Here is a 20,574-nt window from a genome sequence, read left to right as displayed (position 1 = left end):
ATCATGCTCATTAGTATTGTTTTGATTCCTCTCGCACTCGGCCTTTTGGCCCTTGTGATACACAGCAAAGGAATCAGGCGCGGATTATTGATCATCGGCGCAATCAGCCATAGTATTATGACAGCGGTCCAGGCTCTTCAAAAGACACACACCACGGCAGGAATCTGGATTGGTCTGGATACCACCGGTCTCTTATTTTTATCAATCACCAGCGCCCTCTTTTTAGCAGTTGCCATATACACTGTAGGCTATCTCGGAAGAGATTCGGATCGTAAGGTCATGGATTCTGTTGAAGGATTCCTGTTCCGGAACGAACCGGAGGCAGTATTTATCGCCTGCCTTCTGCTATTCCTCTCCTCCATGAGCATGGTTTGCATAAGCCGCGACATGGGATTGTTGTGGGTGGCGGTAGAGGCAACTACACTTGTCAGCGCACCTCTGATAAGCTTTCACAGCCATCATCGAAGCCTTGAGGCAAGATGGAAATACCTTTTGATCTGCTCGGTAGGCATAGCAGTGGCCCTTCTGGGTAATTATTTTATGGCCTTTGCCGGTCACGGCAAAACGCATCTTAACCTGGATAATTTAATTACAGGTGCTGCTTCACTGGATCAGGCATGGCTCAAGGCAGCCTTTCTCATGTTGCTGGTGGGTTATGGTACAAAGATGGGAATGGCCCCCATGCACACCTGGCTGCCGGACGCCCACAGCGAATCTCCTTCCATGGTTTCGGCGCTTCTTTCCGGCGCCCTTCTCAATTGCGCCTTTTTAGGCATCTTCAGGGCTCATTCAGTCCTTTCGGCTGCAGGACTTGGGTCTTTCAGCGGAGAGCTGTTGGTCTTCTTCGGTATGTTTTCAATGGCCATAGCTGCAGCCTTTATGATCCGTCAGTCCGATTACAAACGGATGCTTGCCTATTCAAGCATAGAACACATGGGGATCATGGCTCTGGGCTTAGGTATTGGCGGCCTTGCAGGCACAGGAGCTATGCTCCATGCCGTAAACCACTCCCTGACAAAGGGTATGCTTTTTTTAGTCTCCGGCCAAATACTTTTCACCTATGGAAGTAAAAAAACTGACGATGTCCGTAATGTTATAAAGACTACGCCTCTGGCAGGTATCCTGTGGCTATTTGGATTTCTGGCAATTACAGGTGCTCCGCCCTTTAGCCCTTTTCTAAGTGAGATAACGATATTAAAAGGAATGCTTCAATCAGGCCGATGGTTTGTAGCTGCCGGTTATCTGGTGGTACTGGGAGTGATCTTTATAGCCATGGCAAGGATAGTGATTCCCATGGTTTTCGGACTCCCTGAAAAAGAGAAGCCTTTTGATCCTTCCCATATCAATCAACGGGAACCTATCTGGTTTGCCGGACCGGCAATGGCCTTGGCCGCGGTTATCCTGGTGATGGGCCTTTATATCCCGGGATTCGTCTGGAATTTCTTTGGCAAGGCAGCCGCCATGACGGGAGGTTTCTAAGATGCCTTCTGAAAATTTACTAATAATCACAAACGGACAGGCAATAGATCATGACTGCCTGCCGGTAATCACCTTTGAAGAATTCAGTAAAATTATAAAAGATTCAGTTGCTGCCGGTTCGCGGCTTTCTGCCTTGCCGGTCTGGCGCCCTGACAATGATGGCCCTTTGCGAATAATGGCTGTGCTGTCCAGGCCTTCATCCGGCGATCTTTTACTCACTGCATCCAATCTGCCTGATCTATGGCCATCATTAACACCTGATTGTCCGGCAGCACATTGGTTTGAAAGAGAGATAGCTGAGATATGGCAGATCCGGCCCAAAGATCACCCCTGGCTCAAACCCATACGTTTTTTGCATTCTCATGACACCAATTTTCATGAAACAACTACTGTGGGGGTCACAGATTTTTTCCGTATAACAGGCGAGGAATCCCATGAAGTGGCTGTCGGACCTGTTCATGCCGGAGTAATCGAACCGGGTCATTTCCGTTTTTTATGTCATGGCGAAACGGTATATCATCTCGAGATATCTCTTGGTTATCAGCACCGTGGCATTGAAAGGGCTATGAACGGTGGGCCAGGACCGCGTAGCATTCATTATATGGAGACCCTGGCAGGTGATACTACCATCGGCCATGCTACAGCCTATTGCAGGGCTGTTGAAGCTATGTCAGGCATAGTGGCCTCTCCCCATGCTGAAGCCATAAGGGCTATTGCTGCCGAACTGGAAAGAATCGCCAACCATTTAGGAGACCTTGGGGCGCTTGCAGGAGATGTCGGGTATTTACCAACTATGAGTTATTGCGGAAGGATAAGGGGAGATGTCCTGAACCTCACAGCACTTTTGTGTGGGAACCGATTCGGACGCGGCTTGATCCGTCCATCCGGCGTGGCCTGGGACCTTGACACCGAATTAATCACGAGACTGCTTAATGGGCTGGATGCTGTGGATAAGGATGCAACAGGTGCCATTGAGCTTATGCTCGATACCCCCTCGGTTCTTGCCAGATTTGAGGGAACCGGGACAATATCTCCTGAGACTGCAATTGAGGTTGGCCTTGTAGGCGTGGCCGCCAGGGCCTGCGGTCTCGATTGCGACGTACGCAGGGAATTTCCCTATGGAATATACCGGTTTGCGCAGGTCTATCCCTGCACATGGTCAACAGGTGATTGCTTCGCCCGTGCCTATGTGCGCTGGCTTGAGATCAAGGCTTCACTTAAGTTTATCCGTCAACAACTTCGTGAATTACCAAATGGTTCTATTACACATGAAATTACCCCCATGAGAGAAAAAATGCTTACAGTCAGCATGGTTGAAGGATGGCGGGGAGAGATTTGTCATGTGGCAGCCACTGACGCTAAGGGACATTTCTTGTTCTATAAGGTTGTTGATCCATCTTTTCACAACTGGTTCGGACTTGCTTTGGCCCTGCGCAACCAGCAGATTTCCGATTTTCCGCTATGTAATAAAAGTTTCAATCTATCCTATTGCGGACATGATTTATGATGAAAGCGCAGCTAATTTGGGAGAAGATCCAAAGGTTTTAAGAGAGTATTTATGCTTCGAATTATCAAAACACGCATTAAACAGAAATATAGAACCATGGCATATCCGGACGGTTCTCCTCCGGAACTGCCGGCCCGATTTGCAGGACGTCCCGTGGTGAACCGTTTAACCTGCAAAAAAGGTTGCGACCTTTGCATTGCTGCCTGCCCTGTGGATGCTATATGTCTATCCCAGGAAACCGGCGGCCCGGTAGTTGATACTGGCCATTGTATTTTCTGCCGTGCTTGCGAAAATGCCTGCCCTGAAGAGACTATCAATTTCAGCCGCGAATACCGCCTTGCCTCTTCACAACGCGACAATCTGTTTGTTAATACTGGGTCGCCTGATCACCCACCAGTAAGACATGATGCCGCAGCAAGGATTTTTGGCAGGTCTCTGAAACTCAGACAGGTCTCTGCCGGAGGATGTAATGCCTGTGAAGCAGACAGCAATGTACTTGGCACATTGGCCTGGGACATGGGCCGTTTCGGAATACAATTTGTGGCATCGCCAAGACATGCAGACGGACTACTGATCACAGGACCTGTTACTGAAAATATGCGAATCGCCCTCGAAAAAACTTACGCCGCTGTCCCTGATCCAAAGATAGTGATTGCTGTTGGTTCTTGCGCCATCTCAGGTGGCCCCTTCACAGGCCACCAGGAACAGCACAACGGGGCCATGGATATTATACCGGTAGATTTATTTATTCCCGGCTGTCCGCCGCATCCACTCACTATTCTTGATGGACTGTTAAGGTTTATAGGAAGAATAGTATAAGCCTATAACGCTGAATCATTTTTTTAGTCAGACACTTAGACAAGTGTGTTAGCGGTTGTATGAAAATGCAAGAAAATGGCCATGCTTTTATTAAGGCCTTCCGTTCAAGTCGTTTCACCACGCCGAGTAAAAAGTCAATTATGCTTGAATTAAATAAAAAGATTTTCTCAATTCTGTTTTTTTCAATATTAACCGCAGTAATAGGTGTTGGGATAGTCACCCCCCTATTACCTGTTTATGCACATGATATTGGAGCAAGCGGAATTTATATCGGGCTGATATTTGGCGTTTTTTCTCTTTCAAGAACTCTTTTTGTTCCGTATTTCGGAAGATTATCCGATAGGAAAGGACGAAAACCATTTATTATCGCAGGTCTTATCTCATATTCAATTGTATCTGTGGGATTTTTATTTTCTAAAAATATAGGGGCTCTTATCACAATCCGTTTTATCCAGGGTATAGCTTCGGCATTGATTATGCCCGTTTGTCAGGCCTATATCGGAGATATTACACCTAAAGGGAAAGAAGGATTTGCTATGGGCATGTTTAACACGTCCATGTTCTTAGGATTAAGCATCGGCCCTATCATCGGAGGATTTGTAAAGGATTACTACAATCTTAATGCAGCTTTTTTATGCATGGGGTTTTTATCTTTCACAGCTTTTTTGATATGCCTGTTTTATCTGCCTCCTACTGCCAGTGAAAATATAAAAAATTATGGCAAAACTCCTGCAAAATGGAGATCTCTTATTTTTGAAAAAAATATAGCTGCACTTTATCTTTTTCAATTCACTTACACCACATCCATTGGAATCATATGGGCATTTTTGCCGATTTTAGCGGATACCGAATTTTTCCTGCCAAGCTTTTATACAGGATTATTAGTTTCTTTGGGTGTTTTCATCAGTGGAATTATGCACACACCCATGGGAATAGTTGCCGATAAATTCAATAAACGAATACTTGTACCGGCAGGAGGAGTAATTGTAACCTTTGCCATGCTCTATTTTGGAAGATCAACGGGTTTTAATAACTGTCTTTTTGCAAGCATTCTTTTTGGTATAGGAGGTGGCATTTCGATACCGGCTCTTATGGCTCTTGCCGTAATCAAAGGCAAAGATACCGGAGGTATGGGCTCTGTGATTTCTTTAATAACCGCAGCTCACAGCCTTGGAATGCTTACAGGCTCACTTGCAGCAGGCCTGATAGCGGATATGCTGCAACTAAGGCACGCATTTTATTTCGGAGCCTGCATTATGATACTTGGTATAATTTTATTTCTTTTTCTATCGAATAATAAAAGCAAAGTACATCATAAAAATCTTTAAATTCTTAGATTAAATAGCGGTTGTCAGAATACTATTCCAATTGCTATAACCTTTTCAATCTTAGTGGAATTGATGGTATTATTGTTAATAAGAAGCCGGTTCTCCCAGATAGCGGAATAAAATATCCTGCCATTTTCTATCGCTTATTATCGCCGGTACCAGCCGGTTTATCTTTTCCCGTAGCGGACTTGCTGTCGGAAGGCCGATCCCGTACTGTTGCTTTTCAAAAATGGTGTTCAAAACCTGAATCTTGTTTTGCATTTTCCGGTTTACCAGATACCTTAATATAGGAGCATCATAAACAACCGCATCAACTTCTCCGGCCTCCAGCCCTTGCAAAGCATCCATGACGGAGGAGTAATCCTGAAAAGAAATCCGTTGTGTTTTAAGATATGAAGCGCTGGTGGAATGTTTTATTGACCCGACTTTCACCCGATTAAGATCTTCAGGCCCCCTGACATGTTGCTGAATCTGATTTACCGTGAGCGTTGAAGTGATCGCAGCTGTGAAGCTGGAAATAATAATTATGGCTATAAACATCCATACAAGGCCGACCAGCCGGCCTCCGATGGTTCGCGGGGCCTTGTCGCCATATCCAACCGTTGTCATTGTAACCGCCGACCACCAGAAGCCTGAACCAATACCTGCCAGAAAGCTGCCGCCGAATTGTTCCTGGTTTTTCTTCCTTTCAAAAAACCAGACAAGAAGTCCCACAACAAACAGTAACAAGACAAGCGCCAGAACAATTTCCAGGAAAGCCCGGGATAAGAACCGGTTAAGCACAACCAGCCAGGAATTTTCTTTGCCTTGCAAAACTGCTATACCAAGACCGCTGGTATGAAAAGGGTGTGTGAAATCAAACCGTTTTTCACGCTCGGAAGTAATAGTAAGTGCGGCAACTGCGGCATCAATGGATTTGTTTTCAACGGCATTCATTAAGCCTTGCAGATCATATTCCTTAAAAACGTAATCATACTTCAGATTTTTTGCAATGGCCTCCCACAGTTCGATACTGATACCTTTCCATTGACCCGTCTGGTCCTTAAACGCAAAGGGTGGCGATTGTTTGGTGCCGATAACAAGCTTTTTTGGCTGCAAATTACCTGGTGTGTTTACATCCGGATTCGCTTGCACCCAATGCGGCGAAAGGCAATAGAGAAAAAAGCAGAAAAAGCAGAGTAGAAATTTCAGGTTGCAGTACTTTCCGATTCGGGACACATAAAAGCTACGTCTCAATGGTTTACCATGCATTTGATAATCTCCTGCAATAACAAAATAATAAATATTTTCCTTTTAATATCAAGAAGTTCCGAAGCTGTTAATGTTGGAATAACTTATAGTGAGACCTTTGAAAAATGTTCAATTTTGTCCAAGTAAAAGGAAGGCGAAAATTTACATATTCTTTTTCCCATAACTTATCCCAAGTTTATCCATCCTGAATCTAAGAGTGTTTGGATGTATAGATAAAAGTTCTGCTGCTCCGCCTTTACCATTAATTCTTCCATTTGTTGTTTCAAGCACCAAACGAATGTGGCGGGCATCGATCTCGTTTAGTGTTAATATCCTTCCATCTGTAGCAGAAGGAAGTAATGTTTCTTCAACAGGATGAAAATGTAAATGCTCAAAAGTTAATTGGCCTCCTCTATATTGGATAAGCGCCCTTTCTACTACATTTTCAAGTTCACGAACATTTCCGCTCCATGGATATTCAATCATCTTCTCAATTGCCCCGGGCTTAACCTCCGGTAAAGTACGAAAATTCATCTCTCTCGATTTTCGTTTCAAAAAATACTTAACCAGCGCAGGAATATCTGATTTTCTTTCCCGTAATGGTGGAATCACGATAGGAAAAACGCTTAGCCTGTACCAAAGATCCTCACGGAATTTTTTATTAAAAACCAATTGTTCTAAATTACGGTGAGTAGCGGCAATAATTCTGGTATCAACAAGAATAGTTTTGGTACCACCTACACGCTCAATTTCTTTTTGCTGAAGAACGCGTAATAACCGGCTTTGGGCCTGAATGGGCAAGTCTCCGATCTCATCAAGAAAAATTGTTCCTCCATGTGCTCTTTCAAAACGCCCTCTTTTTTGATTCACCGCTCCGGTAAATGCTCCTTTTTCATGTCCGAAAAGCTCACTATCTATAAGGTGTTCGGGAATAGCACCACTGTTGACCTTGATAAAAGGACCGTCTTTACGGTTTGAAGTATAATGAATAGCATCGGCTATTACTTCTTTACCAACTCCGGTTTCACCTAAAAGCAATACAGGATTATCTCTCATTGCCACTTGTTGAACCATATCCATAACATTTTTTAATCCGGACTCTGCACCTATGATTACTTCTCCGGTTAATTGACGCAGCTCCTGGGCAAGATACCTGTTGTCATCTTCTTTGAGTTTAAGTAATTCTTCATGCTTTAAGGCATTAGACATGGCAATTGCAATTGGGTCGTGAAGCATGGCAAGCAGACGTGCATGTGAATCCGAAAACCGGTCTTTTCCTGTGGCTCTTATAACAAAAACACTTATTCTGTCAGTATTGGTTGACAGTGAAAAAACCAATGAAGATGAATCAGGATAACCCAAAACATTTAATAAATTAAAGGCAAGCGGATTAAGTTCGGCTCTGTTGATAATTGTTATTTTTTTGGGTGTAAAATCGTACTCGTTAAGCTCCTTTCTTATATTCGCCGGAACATGTATAAGCCTGTCCATTATTCTTGCACCGGCATGATTTGCACCCGCAATGGTTTTTATTGTACCTATATTTCTATCTACCAGAATCAGCCACATTTCATCCAGTGGTATAAAATCTTTCAGGTATTCAAAGGTATGCAGCATCGCCTGTTCTATCTCAAGGTTTCCGCAAATCCGTTTAGTGGCCTGATGGAAAAAATCTTTCTCATTGATATTCATTTCAATCACTCTTTCATTTCCTGATATACAAATTAAATATATTCCGGTATATTGGATTGTATTTATAACATATTCCAATATGTTGGAAGTACATTACAGCATATTGGAATTATTTACAAGCGCTCATGTATAACTTATTGATATATTTTTATTTTATATATTGGCCCGCTTTATGCTTATTAGTATGGGTTCATACCGATGATTACAAAACAACATCTGCAAAAACGGAGTGAATTATGATTAGTTTTGAATTGAGCGAAGAACAGGTTGCCTTAAAGGATATGGTTGATAAATTTGTAAAAAATGAAATCATACCCATTGCTGCCGAATATGACAAACTGGGGACACTTCCAATGGATGTTGCCCAGAAGGCACATGAACTGGGATTGATTAATGCGGGTGTTCCGGAAGAATATGGCGGAGCAGGCATGGGGATGATGGAAACATGTTTGATTGCCGAAGGACTGACTTACGGGTGCGCCGGCATTGCCACTTCTTTGCTGTTAAACAGTATAGCAGTAATCCCAATAATGTTTTTCGGAACCCCGGAACAAAAAGAAAAGTATTTAAAGTTAATCTGCGAATCTGAAGATATTAAGTTTGTAGCTTTTGCTGTAACCGAGCCGGGAGCCGGTTCGGATGTATCTGCCGTTTCAACCAAGGCGGATAAAATAGGTTCCGAATATGTGCTAAATGGCCGAAAAACCTTTATCACAAACGGAGATCTGGCATCAGTATATGTTGTTATAGCAAAAACAGACCCATCTAAAGCTCACAAGGGATTAAGCGCCTTTATCGTTCCCAAAGAAGCAGGAATAAAAGTAGGAAAAAAAGAAGATAAAATGGGTATCCGGGCATCTCATACGGTCGAGTTGATCTTAGAAGATGTAAGAATACCCGAAGAGAACTTATTAGGTAAGGAAGGCCAGGGTTTTGTTGTGGCTATGGAAGCTCTTGACCGGTCAAGGGCTTTGGCGGCTGCAACCGCATTGGGCCTTGGCCAAAGGGCACTGGATGAATCTTTAAAGTATGCTTCCGAGAGGGTTCAGTTCGGTAAGCCTTTGATCGCCCAGCAGCTTATTCAACTAAAATTGGCTGAAATGTCCATGGAAATAGATGCAGCACGTTTGCTTACCTGGAGAGCGGCATGGCTGGTTGATCAGGGAAAGCTTCCTATATTGGAGTCATCCCAGGCTAAAGCCATGGCCGGTGATGCAGCTGTAAGGGCAGCCATTCAGGCTGTACAGATTTTCGGAGGATATGGTTATTCCAAGGAATATCCGGTTGAAAAACTTTACAGGGATGCTAAAATCTTTCAGATATACGAAGGAACGAATGAAATACAGCGTTTGGTTATAGCAGCTGAGCTTGCCAAAAAAGTGAAACAATAAAAATTATAAAGCGAGGGTATAATTATGGCGGGTATAATTGGATATGGGGTTTCAATCCCAAGAAAGAGGATTGTTACAAAGTCTATAGCTAAAGCCTGGCCGTTTGGAGGAATTGCGGGCGGAGTTAAAGAAAAAAGTGTAGCAGGCGAAGATGAAGACATTGTTACATTGGCTGTTGAAGCTTCTTTTAATGCCTTAAAACATGCCGGGCTGGATGCATCAGATATCGGGGCATTATATTTGGGCACCGTATCGGGTGCTTATATTGATAAGTCTTCAGCGATTCTGATTGCCGAGGCTTTGGGTGTTTCCGATGGTGTTATAATAGCAGATTTTGGCGGATCGGTTCGAGCCGGTACGGCGGCATTACTAGGGTGCGCCGGCCTTGTTGATTCCGGAAAAACTAAGTATGGCATGGCTATTGGAGCAGATTGCCAGGTAGCAGAAATGGGAACTCAGCTGGAAACGGCATATGGCGCAGGGGCGGCGGTTTTTATTCTGGGGACAAGTGATGCAATTGCAGAACTTGGAAGCGGTGTAGCCCAATCAACATCTTTAAATACAACCTGGCGTATGGCAAAAAAAGATTATGCCAATTTCTATGATGATGCCCGTTTTCACAGAACTGCGGGTTATTTTGCTCATATAAGACAAGCAATAGGTAAATGTTTAGCTGAAACAAAACTTAAACCCGAAGATATTTCATACCTGGCGGTTACCCAGCCGGATGGAAAAAGCCCTGCTGATGTAGCAAAGTCTATGAAGTTTAAACCCGAAGCACTAAGTGTTACCGCTCTTTCCCCGATGATAGGAGACACCGGTTCAGCTTCATCCTTAATAGCTCTTGCAGCTGGTCTGGATAATGCCAAGCCTGATGAGAAGATACTTGTGGCTTCTTACGGATCGGGTGCAGGAAGCGATGCTTTTCTTCTTACTGCAACAAAGGGGATAGATGAAAAAAGAGGGCATATATCGCCTGTGCAGAATTATTTTAAGGATGATTATAAACAATACATAGAATACATTCAGTACGAAAAAATTAAGGGGAGACTAAAAGGCCTGGCCCTTCCGGAACCAATGTCTTCAGTTGATTCTTCTCCTTTATTTTGGCGTGATAAAGATTTTGTGTTTGGTCTTAAGGCTTTAAAATGCACCAAGTGCGGGTCCATAAATTTTCCAAAGCGAAACATATGCGTTGAAAAAGATTGCAGGAGCCGCGAGTTTGAGAAAGTTCCGTTACCCCGCAAGGGAGTTATCGAAACGTTTTTTCATCAGTTTATAGTTTATCTGGATCCTGAACAAGCGCCATTTCCAATGTGCATAGCAAGGGTAGCCGGAAAACAGGGAGAATACGGCGGCAAAATAAGCGCCATGATGGTAGACAGCCCTATGGAGAAAGTAAAAGTAGGGGCAAAGGTCGAACTTGTTTTAAGGCGGCATGGCATGGAAAACGATATCGTAAAATACGGATATAAGTTCAGACTTATAGACGAAAAAGCAGGGGGGTGATGATATGGCGCGTAAAAAGAATCCTTTAAATGTAGCAGTGGTAGGCGCTGGTATGATTCGTTTCGGAGAGCTTTTTGAAAAAAGCTTAGAAGACATGATATTTGAATCATATGAGAATTGCTTAAAAAGCGTTGACAAGGGAATAAAAGAAGATGCGATTGAAGCTGCATGGTTCGGATGTTGTTTACCCGGAACAAGCTTGAGAAAAGAAATAGTAAGCGGAGCCACCCTTTCCAATGCGCTCACATTTTATGATAAACCTGTAAGCAGGGTGGAAAACGCCTGTTGTACCGGCAGTGATGCTATACGTCAGGCAGCTTTTGCCATTAAAGCCGGAGTATATGATGTAGCACTTGTAGTAGGTGCCGAGAAGATGAGAGACATTCCGGGACGTGAATCCATGATAGGCCAGGCCAACACCTCATATCATCAGTGGTGGCATCCAAGAGGGCTGACAGGGCCTGCGATGTACGGGCAATTCGGTGTAGCCCATATGGCAAAATACGGAACAAAGAAAGAACATTTTGCAATGATTGCGGTAAAGAATCATCACAACGGAACTCTTGATCCGTATGCCCATTTTCAGTTTGAAGTAACCATGGAACAGGTAATGAATGCTCCGATGATAAGTTGGCCATTAGGGCTGTTTGATTGCTGCCCGACAACCGACGGTGCAGCAGCAATTATATTGACCAGAGAAGATATCGCCAGGGAATATACCGACAAGCCGATATATCTTTGGAGCAGCGCACTTGCCTGCGATGATTTTTACGGTCACCAGAAACGGCATTATCACCAGTGGGATACAACAACAATAGCCGGTAAAACCGCATACGAGATAGCCGATATTTCGCCCAAAGACATAGATGTAGCCGAAATACATGACTGTTTTACCTGCACGGAATTAATAGATTACGAAGACTTAGGTTTTTGTGAGCGGGGAAAAGGCGGTCAATGGGTGGAAAACGGTGGCCCAATGTTAGACGGTGATATACCCTGCAATGTAAGCGGAGGATTAAAATCAAAAGGTCACCCCATTGGAGCCACAGGAGTAGCCCAGGCATGCGAGATATTCTGGCAATTGCGTGGTGAAGCCGGCAAACGCCAGGTAAAGGATCCGAAAATAGGCCTTACGCATAACCTTGGCGGAACCGGTGCCGTTGCATTGGTTAATATTTTTGGAACGGAACCTAAATAAAAAAGTAAATGGCAGGTGAGTTGAACCGCAACAACGAGCGCAATCCCCGATGCTTGCGTCGGGGAGCTTCAATATTGCCTAAAATCTAATGCAAAGAGGAAGTATCTCATGAAGCAGATAAAAGCAGTAATTTCAAAAATTGGTCTTGACGGGCACGATGTAGGAGCCAAAATTGTAAGCGCAATGTTGCGTGATGCCGGTATGGAAGTGGTATATCTTGGAAGATTTCAAAGTCCTGAAACAATTTTCAAGGCCGTTGTAGAAGAAGATGCAGATGTTGTTGGTATAAGCTGTCAGTCATCAAATCATACCAGACTGGTCCCCAAGCTGATTGACATGTTGAAAAAAGAGGGAATGGACAATGTTGTAGTAATTGTAGGCGGAACCATTCCGGATCCTTTTCCTGATGAACTAAAGGCACTGGGTGTTGACGCAGTTATCGGGCCCGGAGCAATGTCTAATGTAATAGTAGAAACAATTACATCCCTTGTTGAAAAGAAAAGCAAAAGGGATTTAAATCCTGTCAGGGAGAAGCAAATATGAAAACAACGATTCAGGAAGACGCAAACAGGAAGTTCGAGTCGGCTTCAGGTATACCATTAAAAGAGATGTATAAGCCCGAAGACTTAAAAGATTTTGATTATGACAGGGATCTCGGTGAAGCCGGGGAATACCCTTATACAAGAGGTTTATATAAGGGGATGTTTCGAAACAGAATCTGGACAAGAAGATTTCTTTCCGGATTCGGTTCGGCAAAAGATTCCATGGAAAGACTGAAGTATCTGGCCAGCATAGGATCGGAAGGAGTTGAGGTTGTAAATGATTACCCCACTCAGGTCGGAATTGATGCTGACCATCCTATGGCAGTGGATGAAGCCGGTTTGGTTGGCATACCGGTATCCTCATTAGATGATGTTGAAACCATTTTAGAAGGCTTTCCTATTGACAAGACAACAATCACTTTCGAATCGTCAGGGGCAAGCGGCCCGGTTTTACCCTGTATGTTTTTTGCTATGGCCCAAAAGCAGGGCGTCCCTTATTCTGCTTTAAACGGCGGTGCTGCTCTTAATTTATATTGTCAGTACTACAGTGGCTTTGTTACCCCTCAGCCTCTGGATTTATGGTCCAAACTTGCAGTTGATGTAGTCGAATACTGTTCGAAAAATAAATTAAGATTTGCAACATTTCATACAAGCGCACACAATGTTTCAGAAGAAGGGACGCCTGCTGTTATGGAAACAGCACTGGGATTTGCTTCCACAATAGCATTTGCCGACCGGCTTGTAGAGCGCGGATTAAATTTTGACGAATTTGCAAACAGGGTTCCTTTTACTTTTACAATATGGATGGATTTTTTTGAAGAAATTGCCAAATTCAGGGCATCCAGAAGAATATGGGCAAAAATAGCAAGAGAAAGGTACGGTTCCAAGAATCCGAGAGCACAAAAGCTTTATATCGCAGCACGGGTATCCGGACTTACAGCTATAGCTCAGCAGCCTCTTAACAATATAGGGCGAATTGCAGTACAGCTTATGTCTGCTGCTCTTGGCGGCTGTAATGCCATTGACCCTGTTATGTATGATGAGCCTTTATGTCTGCCTACGGAAGTTGCAACCAGGATTGCTATGTGTACACAAAACATTCTTGCTTATGAAACCGGAATTGCCAATGTGGTTGATCCTCTTGCCGGCTCTTACTATGTTGAGTGGCTTACAAACGAAGTAGAAAAGAGGTCATGGGAACTTCTTCAGAAGATACTTGACAAGGGAGGTCTGGAAGAAGGCGTTAAAGACGGATGGATAAGGGCAATGATAGACGAAGCTGCTTTAAAGCGTCAGACAGATATAGAAAGCGGAGACATGAAACTTGTAGGTATTAACGATTTGGTGGTTCCACCTGAACAAGACCATAAAATTCCCATTCATGTAGTATCTAAAGCTTCTACTGCCGAACAGGTTCAGAGAGTAAAGGATATAAAAAAGAAGAGAAATAATAATGCTGTAAAAGAATTAATAAAAAAACTGGTAGAAGAAGACAAACAGGGAAATGTTAATCTTACTCCAACCATGATAGAAGCCTGTAAAGAATATGCAACTATAGGCGAAATATGGGGTTCATTAAGAGTAGGCCGTGGTCATCATTACGACCCGTTTGAAATGATTGAATCACCTTTTAAAGACTGATATTCAGGCACGACAATAAATATAATTGCTTTCACTTCCTGCAACTAAAAATATCAATCACTGTATCTTTCTTGAATCGCAATATCTATCACTAACCCCGGTGCAAGCATCGGGGATAGTGATTGTCCGTCCATAAATGGCATCTTGTGCCACATATCTGCGTTCTCGCGTTTTTGAAATACTCGACGTAAACCCATTACGCATGCGTTTTTAAAAATGCTGCGGCCTTGATCTGAAGCGCAATCTACCATTTATAGACGGACACTAGCGAGCGAATCCGGAAAGAACTACCAGAATTTCAAATCATATTTCAAAACCATATTTGTTAAGTCCTATGCAACCGTTTTCCTTTTACCCTCTCCCCTCGTGGGAGAGGGCCAGGGTGAGGGGGAATAAGAAAAGCTGTAGCATTTGGATTTACTTCGAATTCTTGCAAGAAAGTGTCGAAAAAACTACTATAACCCTCTACAGCAAATGTCTCAGCCTTGGATTGGATATGCAGCTCTTGAGGAATGAGATTTTCGTACGGTTTCCAGTAGTCAGTAACTATTTTGCCATTCTTGATATTTTTGATGGTATCCCACAATTGCTCGCCAGTGGCTGTGCCACGATCGCCCAATACGCAGTTGAAGAACCTCTTTCCATATCGATCAACAGCAATCCAGATCCAACAATATTCTTTTTTAAAGAGATATAGCTATGCATTTCATGTACTTCCACAACCTTTATCGCTTTTTCCGAACGAATATCGTCCTCAGCTTTACCAAATGCATTTATCCAATTATAGACAGCTAAATGGCTGCATTTAAGAAACCGGCCTATAGAGTATCTATATATAATTTATAATACCTTTGTTTTATGCCATGAAAAACATAAAAAGGTATCCTTTTGGATACTATCCAAAAAAATAGTTTTCCCGTATAACCAAAATTACGCCAATTGGATTTATTTTGAACAGGAAAGAAGGTATCAAGATGCCTATATTTATGATGTTTGGGAAGTACTCTTCAGAAGCGCTGAAAGTGATCGCTTTGAACGCACGAAAATACCGTCAAAATAATAAATAAACATGGTGGAAAAGTAATATGAATTTGCCGGTGTAAAAATAGCCGGATTGCACCATTATTTTGCCTGAGGCAAATACATGAAACTTTGGAAACTCAAATGCGGTGTTGCTTTTTATTTTAAGAACTTGCTTTTGTTATAATTGACTTAATGAGCACCAAAGATTCTATTAACAATAGTATGTCACCATATTTAAAGCTTTGTGTGTGAAAAAGTACTTTCATACCGGGTTAAAAATTTTTTTAATTTTATTTGAGGCTGTTTATTTTTATTACTATCATATGGAGCGTGCCAAATGTCTGATACAGAAGCTTATGCAAAGCTTGAATCAAGGATTAAAGATCTGGAAAAAGAGGTTGATGAATATAAGTTAAGCTATGAAGCAATGCGTGGCAGAGAGGCTATTTTTGAAGTTGCAATCGAGAGCATCCCTTTTGATTATTTTGTGATTGATGAACAGGGCCGTTATGTTTTTCAGAATTCTATTTGCAGAAAACATTGGGGTGATTTTATTGGAAAACGGCCCGAAGATCTGAGCAGCGACAAAGAAACTCTATCTTTGTGGCAAAGCAAAAACAGCCGTGCTTTTGCCGGTGAATTTGTAAATGAAGAAGGAACTTTCAGGCTGAATGACAAAGAAATACATTGTCATATCATCATATCACCGCTTAAAGAAAACAACCGGGTTAAATTTATTGTAGGTTTTTATATAGATATTACCGAGCGCAAACTGGCGGAAAAAAATCTTTTAGAGAAACGGAAAAAATTGCAGGTTATATTTGATTTATCTCCAATGGCCATTGCTGTATCGGAAAAGAAAACAGGAAAGATAATTAATGTAAATAAAAAACTCTGTGAGTTGACAAAATATACTTCGGAGGAAATACTTGGTAAGGTTTCTACTGAATTGGGCTTATATTCTGTAGATAAAAGAAACAGGCTTATAAAGGAGCTGGAATCATCAGGAGAAGTTAATGGGCTTGAAATAGATTTTAACATAAAAGATGGTTCTGTAATCAAAACATTTGTATTTTCTAAAGAAGTACAGATCGCAGGGGAAAAATGCTTTATTTCAGTTTTTTACGATAGAACTGAAATAATGCAGGCTGAAGAGGCTTTGCAGCAAAGCGAAGAAAAATACAGACAATTGGCTGAGCTATTGCCCCAGGTTGTTTTTGAAGTAGATAAACAAGGCACTACGACTTTTGTCAACCGGCGTACATATGAATTGCTTGGCTATACTGAAGATGATTTCAAAAAGGGAATTAACGCCCTTACGATGCTTATACCTGAAGATAGAAATCGAGCCCTTAACAAAATACAAAATATTATGAATGGTGAGAAATCAGAAGGTAATGAATATACCGCATTGAGAAAAGACGGCAGCACATTTCCTCTTATAGTATATTCCACCCCGATTATTCAGCAAGGACAATCTGTGGGATTGCGGGGGATTATGATTGATCTTACCGAGGTTAAGCAGGCATATAAGGCCCTGCGCGAAAATGAGGAGAAGATCGCCAGATTAAAAAAAATGGAAGCTCTGGGCCTTTTGGCAGGCGGTGTGGCGCACGATCTGAATAATGTATTATCTGGTGTTGTAGGCTATCCGGAATTACTTTTAATGGATTTGCCTGAATGCAGCAGTCTTAGAAAACCGATAGAAGCAATACAGGATTCAGGAACAAGGGCTGTTTCTATTGTCCAGAATTTACTGACATTAGCAAGAGGAGTTGCTACGGTTAAAACCCCATTAAATATCAATTTAATAATCCGTGAATATTTAAGTTCACCTGAGTTTAACAAACTTCAACATTTTCATCCTTCAGTTACGATCAATGCGAATCTTTGCCCTCACCCTTTTAATGTAAATGCTTCTGATGTTCATATCAGAAAAGCTATAATGAATCTTGTCTTGAATGCCATAGAAGCCATTGAAGGCAGTGGTAGTATTACGATATCTACCATGAACCTCAGTCTGGACAAACCAATGAGGGGATATGATAGTTTAAAAGCAGGTGAGTATGTCGTTTTATCTGTTTCAGATAATGGTTCGGGAATATCACCGGATGATCTTGAAAGAATCTTTGATCCCTTTTATACCAGGAAGGTAATGGGCAGAAGCGGTACAGGTCTTGGCCTTTCAGTCGTATGGAATGTTGTTCAGGATCATGAAGGCTACATAGATGTGATAACCGGTGAAAAACTTACAACTTTTGAGTTGTATTTTCCTATTACTAAAGAGGAATTATCGAAGCGGTCTTCGTTTGATCCTCTTGATGACCTTAAAGGAAACAAGGAAGTTATTCTTGTTGTTGATGATATGGAAAGCCAAAGAGAAATATCGTGTATGATGCTTGATGCCTTGGGATATGAAGCTTTCGCAGTTTCCGGCGGAGAGGAGGCTGTAGAATATTTGAAAGAGAATAGAGCGGATTTAATACTGCTCGATATGATTATGGACCCTGGAATAAATGGATGTGAGACATATGAGAAGATATTAAAGGTACGCCCCGGCCAAAAAGCTGTGATCGTAAGCGGCCTTGCTGAAACAGAAGAGGTGAAAAAAACACAAAAACTGGGCGCAGGCCAGTTTGTAAAGAAGCCCATAACATTTAAAAAGATAGGTCTGGCTGTTAAGGAAGAATTGAAGAAGTAGTTGCTTTGAGCAAAAGGTACTAAATCTGTCGCAAAGATTACTGCCGGTGTGTCGCAAAACATCTTTTCAAGTATAAATAAGCCGGTTCTGCAAAATCCTTTTTCAAGAATTGATAAAAATGTATAATGGTTTTTTTACATTTGAAAGCAAAATAAAAATTAGGCGTAAAAAACTGCCAGTCGGTGTAAGCATAAATTGTTTTAATTCGCGATGATTTTCTTAACCGGTTTGGAAAGCTTATAACCGAAACCCAAAGTCGTTGTTTTGCATGGTCTCTATTTTTAAATCATTTTTACTTACTGGTAAAAACCGGCAGTGTTTCGGTGTCAACTTCAATGAGGTGGCTGCTTACCGGATATGCAGTTGTATTTAACCGGCGGTATAATCGATCCGGGCGTCTATTTCAGAACCGCTATAAATCCATTTTATGCCAGGAGGATGCTTATCTGCTTGAGTTGGTCCGTTACATTCATCTAAATCCCATCAGAGCCCAGCTTGTTGAAAATATGGAGGCTTTGGGTCATTCTCCTTATTCAGGGCATAGCAACATCATGGGTAAGATTTCCCGGCAATGGCAGGATATAACTGATGTTTTGGTACTTTTCGGAAACAAAACAAAAACAGCCCGCAGGCGTTATAAGACATTTGTTAAAAAATTGATAAAACAGGTTATTGTCTCATTGAAAAACAATAACTGTAGAACTAAAGGGCCTAAACTCTCACCTATACTCTCACGGTTTTGGACAAAAAAATCCAGGTTGACATTTTTACACTAAAGTTCTGAGTCTAAAGTACGATATTTAATTTAATGAACGTAATCTTTTCCTTGAATACCATTATTCTAAAGATTACTTTTAATCGAAGTCTTATCAAGCAAGGCAATACTTTGAATTAAATGGATCTTTTTAAATTATGATAAATTTGTCAAAAATGGTTTCTTGAAAAAACAGAATATTACAAAAATGGAGATTTGCATGGGTAGCGGATTGAATACGGCTATAAAAGAATAATAAATATTTAAAATGTGACCCTAATATGCACGTTAATATGCACGATTACAGTTGGTTAACCTATTTTCTCCCTTAATTTAATTAATGGAAAGTGTTAGCAAAATTTTCGTATTGTTGTTCATTATAAAATTTGTGTCGTTTTGGCATTTTCTGTAAAAATAAACCGTTAACTCATTTTATTATTTATAGGATGATACTTTTGAAAATGTTCAATTTTGCTCAAGTTCAAGAAAGGCAAAAATTTCAACCAAAGGAATACTTCGGGTATTACGAGTATTGAAATTTTCGCTTGATGATGGAATTGGGCAAAAGGGGGCGTTTTGCAAAGGTCTCAAAAGGATCGAATATGACAGGATATAATAAAGCCCCAATCTTCAGATAATTGAAGCAAGGGGCTTTTGTGTTTTTAAAATGGAAAGATAAAAACATAAATAACAAAGGAAATTGCGATGAAATTGAAAAGTAAAACAAATGAATTGTTTCTATTGGTCACAATAAGTATGATTTTTTATTTTACATCTGCTTGTGTTCCCCTCAATCAGCCTAAGCCAGAACCACAAATTCAAATTGTTGAAAAAATAGTAAGGATATCGGATAAAGACTATACAGCAAAAACAGTTGAAGCTTATGAAAGAGCTGGAAATGATTGGGGAGAAAAACTACGCTTAGAAAATTATAAACCTAAACAAATCAATAATCCTTTTGTTGAGTTTTTGATCTCAGGACGAAGACCTGATTCTGACCCCAAGGGAGACTGGCGGACGTCAAATTATTATTTTACAGTTCATTTGAGTTTAAAAAAAGCTTTTCAAGATGGTTTCAGGAAAGGTTTTCAAGACCGGGAAGCTGATTTGGTGCTTGGTCCTCACATCGAAGTAGCTGCAGGAAAAATTGGAAAAAGAAATAGTGAATTTTTTGCGGAAGATGTAACAAAATATGTGCAAGATCAAATGAATTATCAAAGTCGATTTAAAAAAGCTTTAGATAATTCTGTTGCAATATTTAAGGAATTAATTGCTGAGGGTTCTCCTGCAGACAGGGAAAAATTTAAGACATCTTTTATATCTTACTATCAAAATGAGGTCGATAATTATTTAAAATCTACAAACTTCTATACTGCAAATAAGTCGCAATATATAAATTTGGATTTTAATAAGGGGCAAATTGGTGAATATGAAGGTAAATTATATACATCAATCTTTGGGGTTCTTACCGCTGAAGAAATGTGGAGTCTGTTGTATAAAAAATCCTTACACATGGTTGGTTTAGAAATGGGACAAACATTGTCTCACAATTTAATCACACGATCAGAATTGCTTGAATGGCTGAGAAGAACACGAACCGCCCTTAGAAATTCAAGTATTAAACAAGAGATTTCAATTATTGAAAGCGGTTTCGTTGAAGAATATGGTAGAAATGGAAAATCAGTATTTGATTCAATGCTTAGAGAAATATCCAGATAAATACTTAAACCTGTTTAATTATGTAAGCTACTGCACCCTTT

General features: G+C 41.3%; 15 protein-coding genes. 12 read left to right on the top strand and 3 right to left on the bottom strand.

Features of this window, described 5'->3' with window-relative positions:
* The first annotated feature begins 3 nt into the window (after positions 1–3).
* The 4 genes from KKC46_10615 to KKC46_10600 all read left to right on the top strand — a co-directional run bounded on the left by KKC46_10615 (position 4) and on the right by KKC46_10600 (position 5,133).
* Positions 4–1,479 (top strand): NADH dehydrogenase FAD-containing subunit, encoded by a 1,476-nt coding sequence (locus tag KKC46_10615; GenBank protein ID MBU1054269.1) that lies wholly within the window; start codon positions 4–6, stop codon positions 1,477–1,479.
* Between the two features lies 1 nt (position 1,480).
* Positions 1,481–2,986 (top strand): NADH-quinone oxidoreductase subunit C, encoded by a 1,506-nt coding sequence (locus KKC46_10610; protein ID MBU1054268.1) that lies wholly within the window; start codon positions 1,481–1,483, stop codon positions 2,984–2,986.
* A 51-nt stretch (positions 2,987–3,037) separates the two neighbouring features.
* Entirely contained in the window at positions 3,038–3,805 is a 768-nt protein-coding gene (locus KKC46_10605) for a 4Fe-4S binding protein (GenBank protein ID MBU1054267.1), read from the top strand.
* A 140-nt stretch (positions 3,806–3,945) separates the two neighbouring features.
* Positions 3,946–5,133, top strand: coding sequence for an MFS transporter (locus tag KKC46_10600; protein MBU1054266.1), 1,188 nt, complete (start codon positions 3,946–3,948; stop codon positions 5,131–5,133).
* 84 nt (positions 5,134–5,217) lie between these two features.
* Here the strand turns inward: KKC46_10600 and KKC46_10595 are convergent, their stop codons facing one another.
* A complete protein-coding gene (locus tag KKC46_10595; GenBank protein MBU1054265.1) occupies positions 5,218–6,384 on the bottom strand; it encodes a transporter substrate-binding domain-containing protein in 1,167 nt (388 codons plus the stop codon).
* Between the two features lie 141 nt (positions 6,385–6,525).
* Positions 6,526–8,055 carry a sigma 54-interacting transcriptional regulator gene (locus KKC46_10590; GenBank protein ID MBU1054264.1) on the bottom strand — a complete coding sequence of 510 codons (1,530 nt, stop codon included), beginning with the start codon at positions 8,053–8,055 and terminating at the stop codon, positions 6,526–6,528.
* A gap of 239 nt (positions 8,056–8,294) precedes the next feature.
* On the opposite strand from KKC46_10590, the gene KKC46_10585 reads away from it, so the two are divergent.
* The 5 genes from KKC46_10585 (at position 8,295) to KKC46_10565 (ending at position 14,336) form a co-directional block, all read left to right on the top strand.
* Positions 8,295–9,446 (top strand): acyl-CoA dehydrogenase family protein, encoded by a 1,152-nt coding sequence (locus tag KKC46_10585; GenBank protein ID MBU1054263.1) that lies wholly within the window; start codon positions 8,295–8,297, stop codon positions 9,444–9,446.
* 24 nt (positions 9,447–9,470) lie between these two features.
* Positions 9,471–10,955, top strand: a complete 1,485-nt coding sequence (locus KKC46_10580) for a hydroxymethylglutaryl-CoA synthase (GenBank protein ID MBU1054262.1) — start codon at positions 9,471–9,473, stop codon at positions 10,953–10,955.
* A 4-nt stretch (positions 10,956–10,959) separates the two neighbouring features.
* Positions 10,960–12,153, top strand: coding sequence for a thiolase family protein (locus KKC46_10575; protein ID MBU1054261.1), 1,194 nt, complete (start codon positions 10,960–10,962; stop codon positions 12,151–12,153).
* Positions 12,154–12,261: 108 nt separating this feature from the next.
* Positions 12,262–12,696, top strand: a complete 435-nt coding sequence (locus KKC46_10570) for a cobalamin-dependent protein (protein MBU1054260.1) — start codon at positions 12,262–12,264, stop codon at positions 12,694–12,696.
* Positions 12,693–14,336, top strand: coding sequence for a methylmalonyl-CoA mutase (locus KKC46_10565; GenBank protein ID MBU1054259.1), 1,644 nt, complete (start codon positions 12,693–12,695; stop codon positions 14,334–14,336). Before KKC46_10570 ends, KKC46_10565 begins: the two co-directional genes overlap by 4 nt.
* A 325-nt stretch (positions 14,337–14,661) precedes the next feature.
* On the opposite strand, the gene KKC46_10560 is transcribed toward KKC46_10565, so the two are convergent.
* Positions 14,662–15,003: a hypothetical protein gene (locus KKC46_10560; GenBank protein ID MBU1054258.1), complete on the bottom strand. Its 342-nt coding sequence runs from the start codon at positions 15,001–15,003 to the stop codon at positions 14,662–14,664.
* A gap of 693 nt (positions 15,004–15,696) precedes the next feature.
* Between KKC46_10560 and KKC46_10555 the strand changes: the two genes are divergently transcribed.
* The 3 genes from KKC46_10555 to KKC46_10545 all read left to right on the top strand — a co-directional run bounded on the left by KKC46_10555 (position 15,697) and on the right by KKC46_10545 (position 20,533).
* On the top strand, positions 15,697–18,060 hold the full coding sequence (locus KKC46_10555) for a PAS domain S-box protein (GenBank protein MBU1054257.1): 2,364 nt from the start codon (positions 15,697–15,699) through the stop codon (positions 18,058–18,060).
* Positions 18,061–18,254: 194 nt separating this feature from the next.
* The gene (locus KKC46_10550) at positions 18,255–18,836 is read left to right on the top strand and encodes a transposase (protein ID MBU1054256.1); all 582 of its coding nucleotides are present in this window, start codon (positions 18,255–18,257) and stop codon (positions 18,834–18,836) included.
* 683 nt (positions 18,837–19,519) lie between these two features.
* Positions 19,520–20,533, top strand: coding sequence for a hypothetical protein (locus tag KKC46_10545; protein ID MBU1054255.1), 1,014 nt, complete (start codon positions 19,520–19,522; stop codon positions 20,531–20,533).
* The last annotated feature ends 41 nt before the right edge of the window (positions 20,534–20,574 follow it).

The organism is Pseudomonadota bacterium, from assembly GCA_018817425.1.
GTDB lineage: Bacteria > Desulfobacterota > Desulfobacteria > Desulfobacterales > RPRI01 > RPRI01.
Note: the sequence above shows the minus strand (reverse complement) of the source record. Positions and strands in the feature narration are given on the sequence as shown.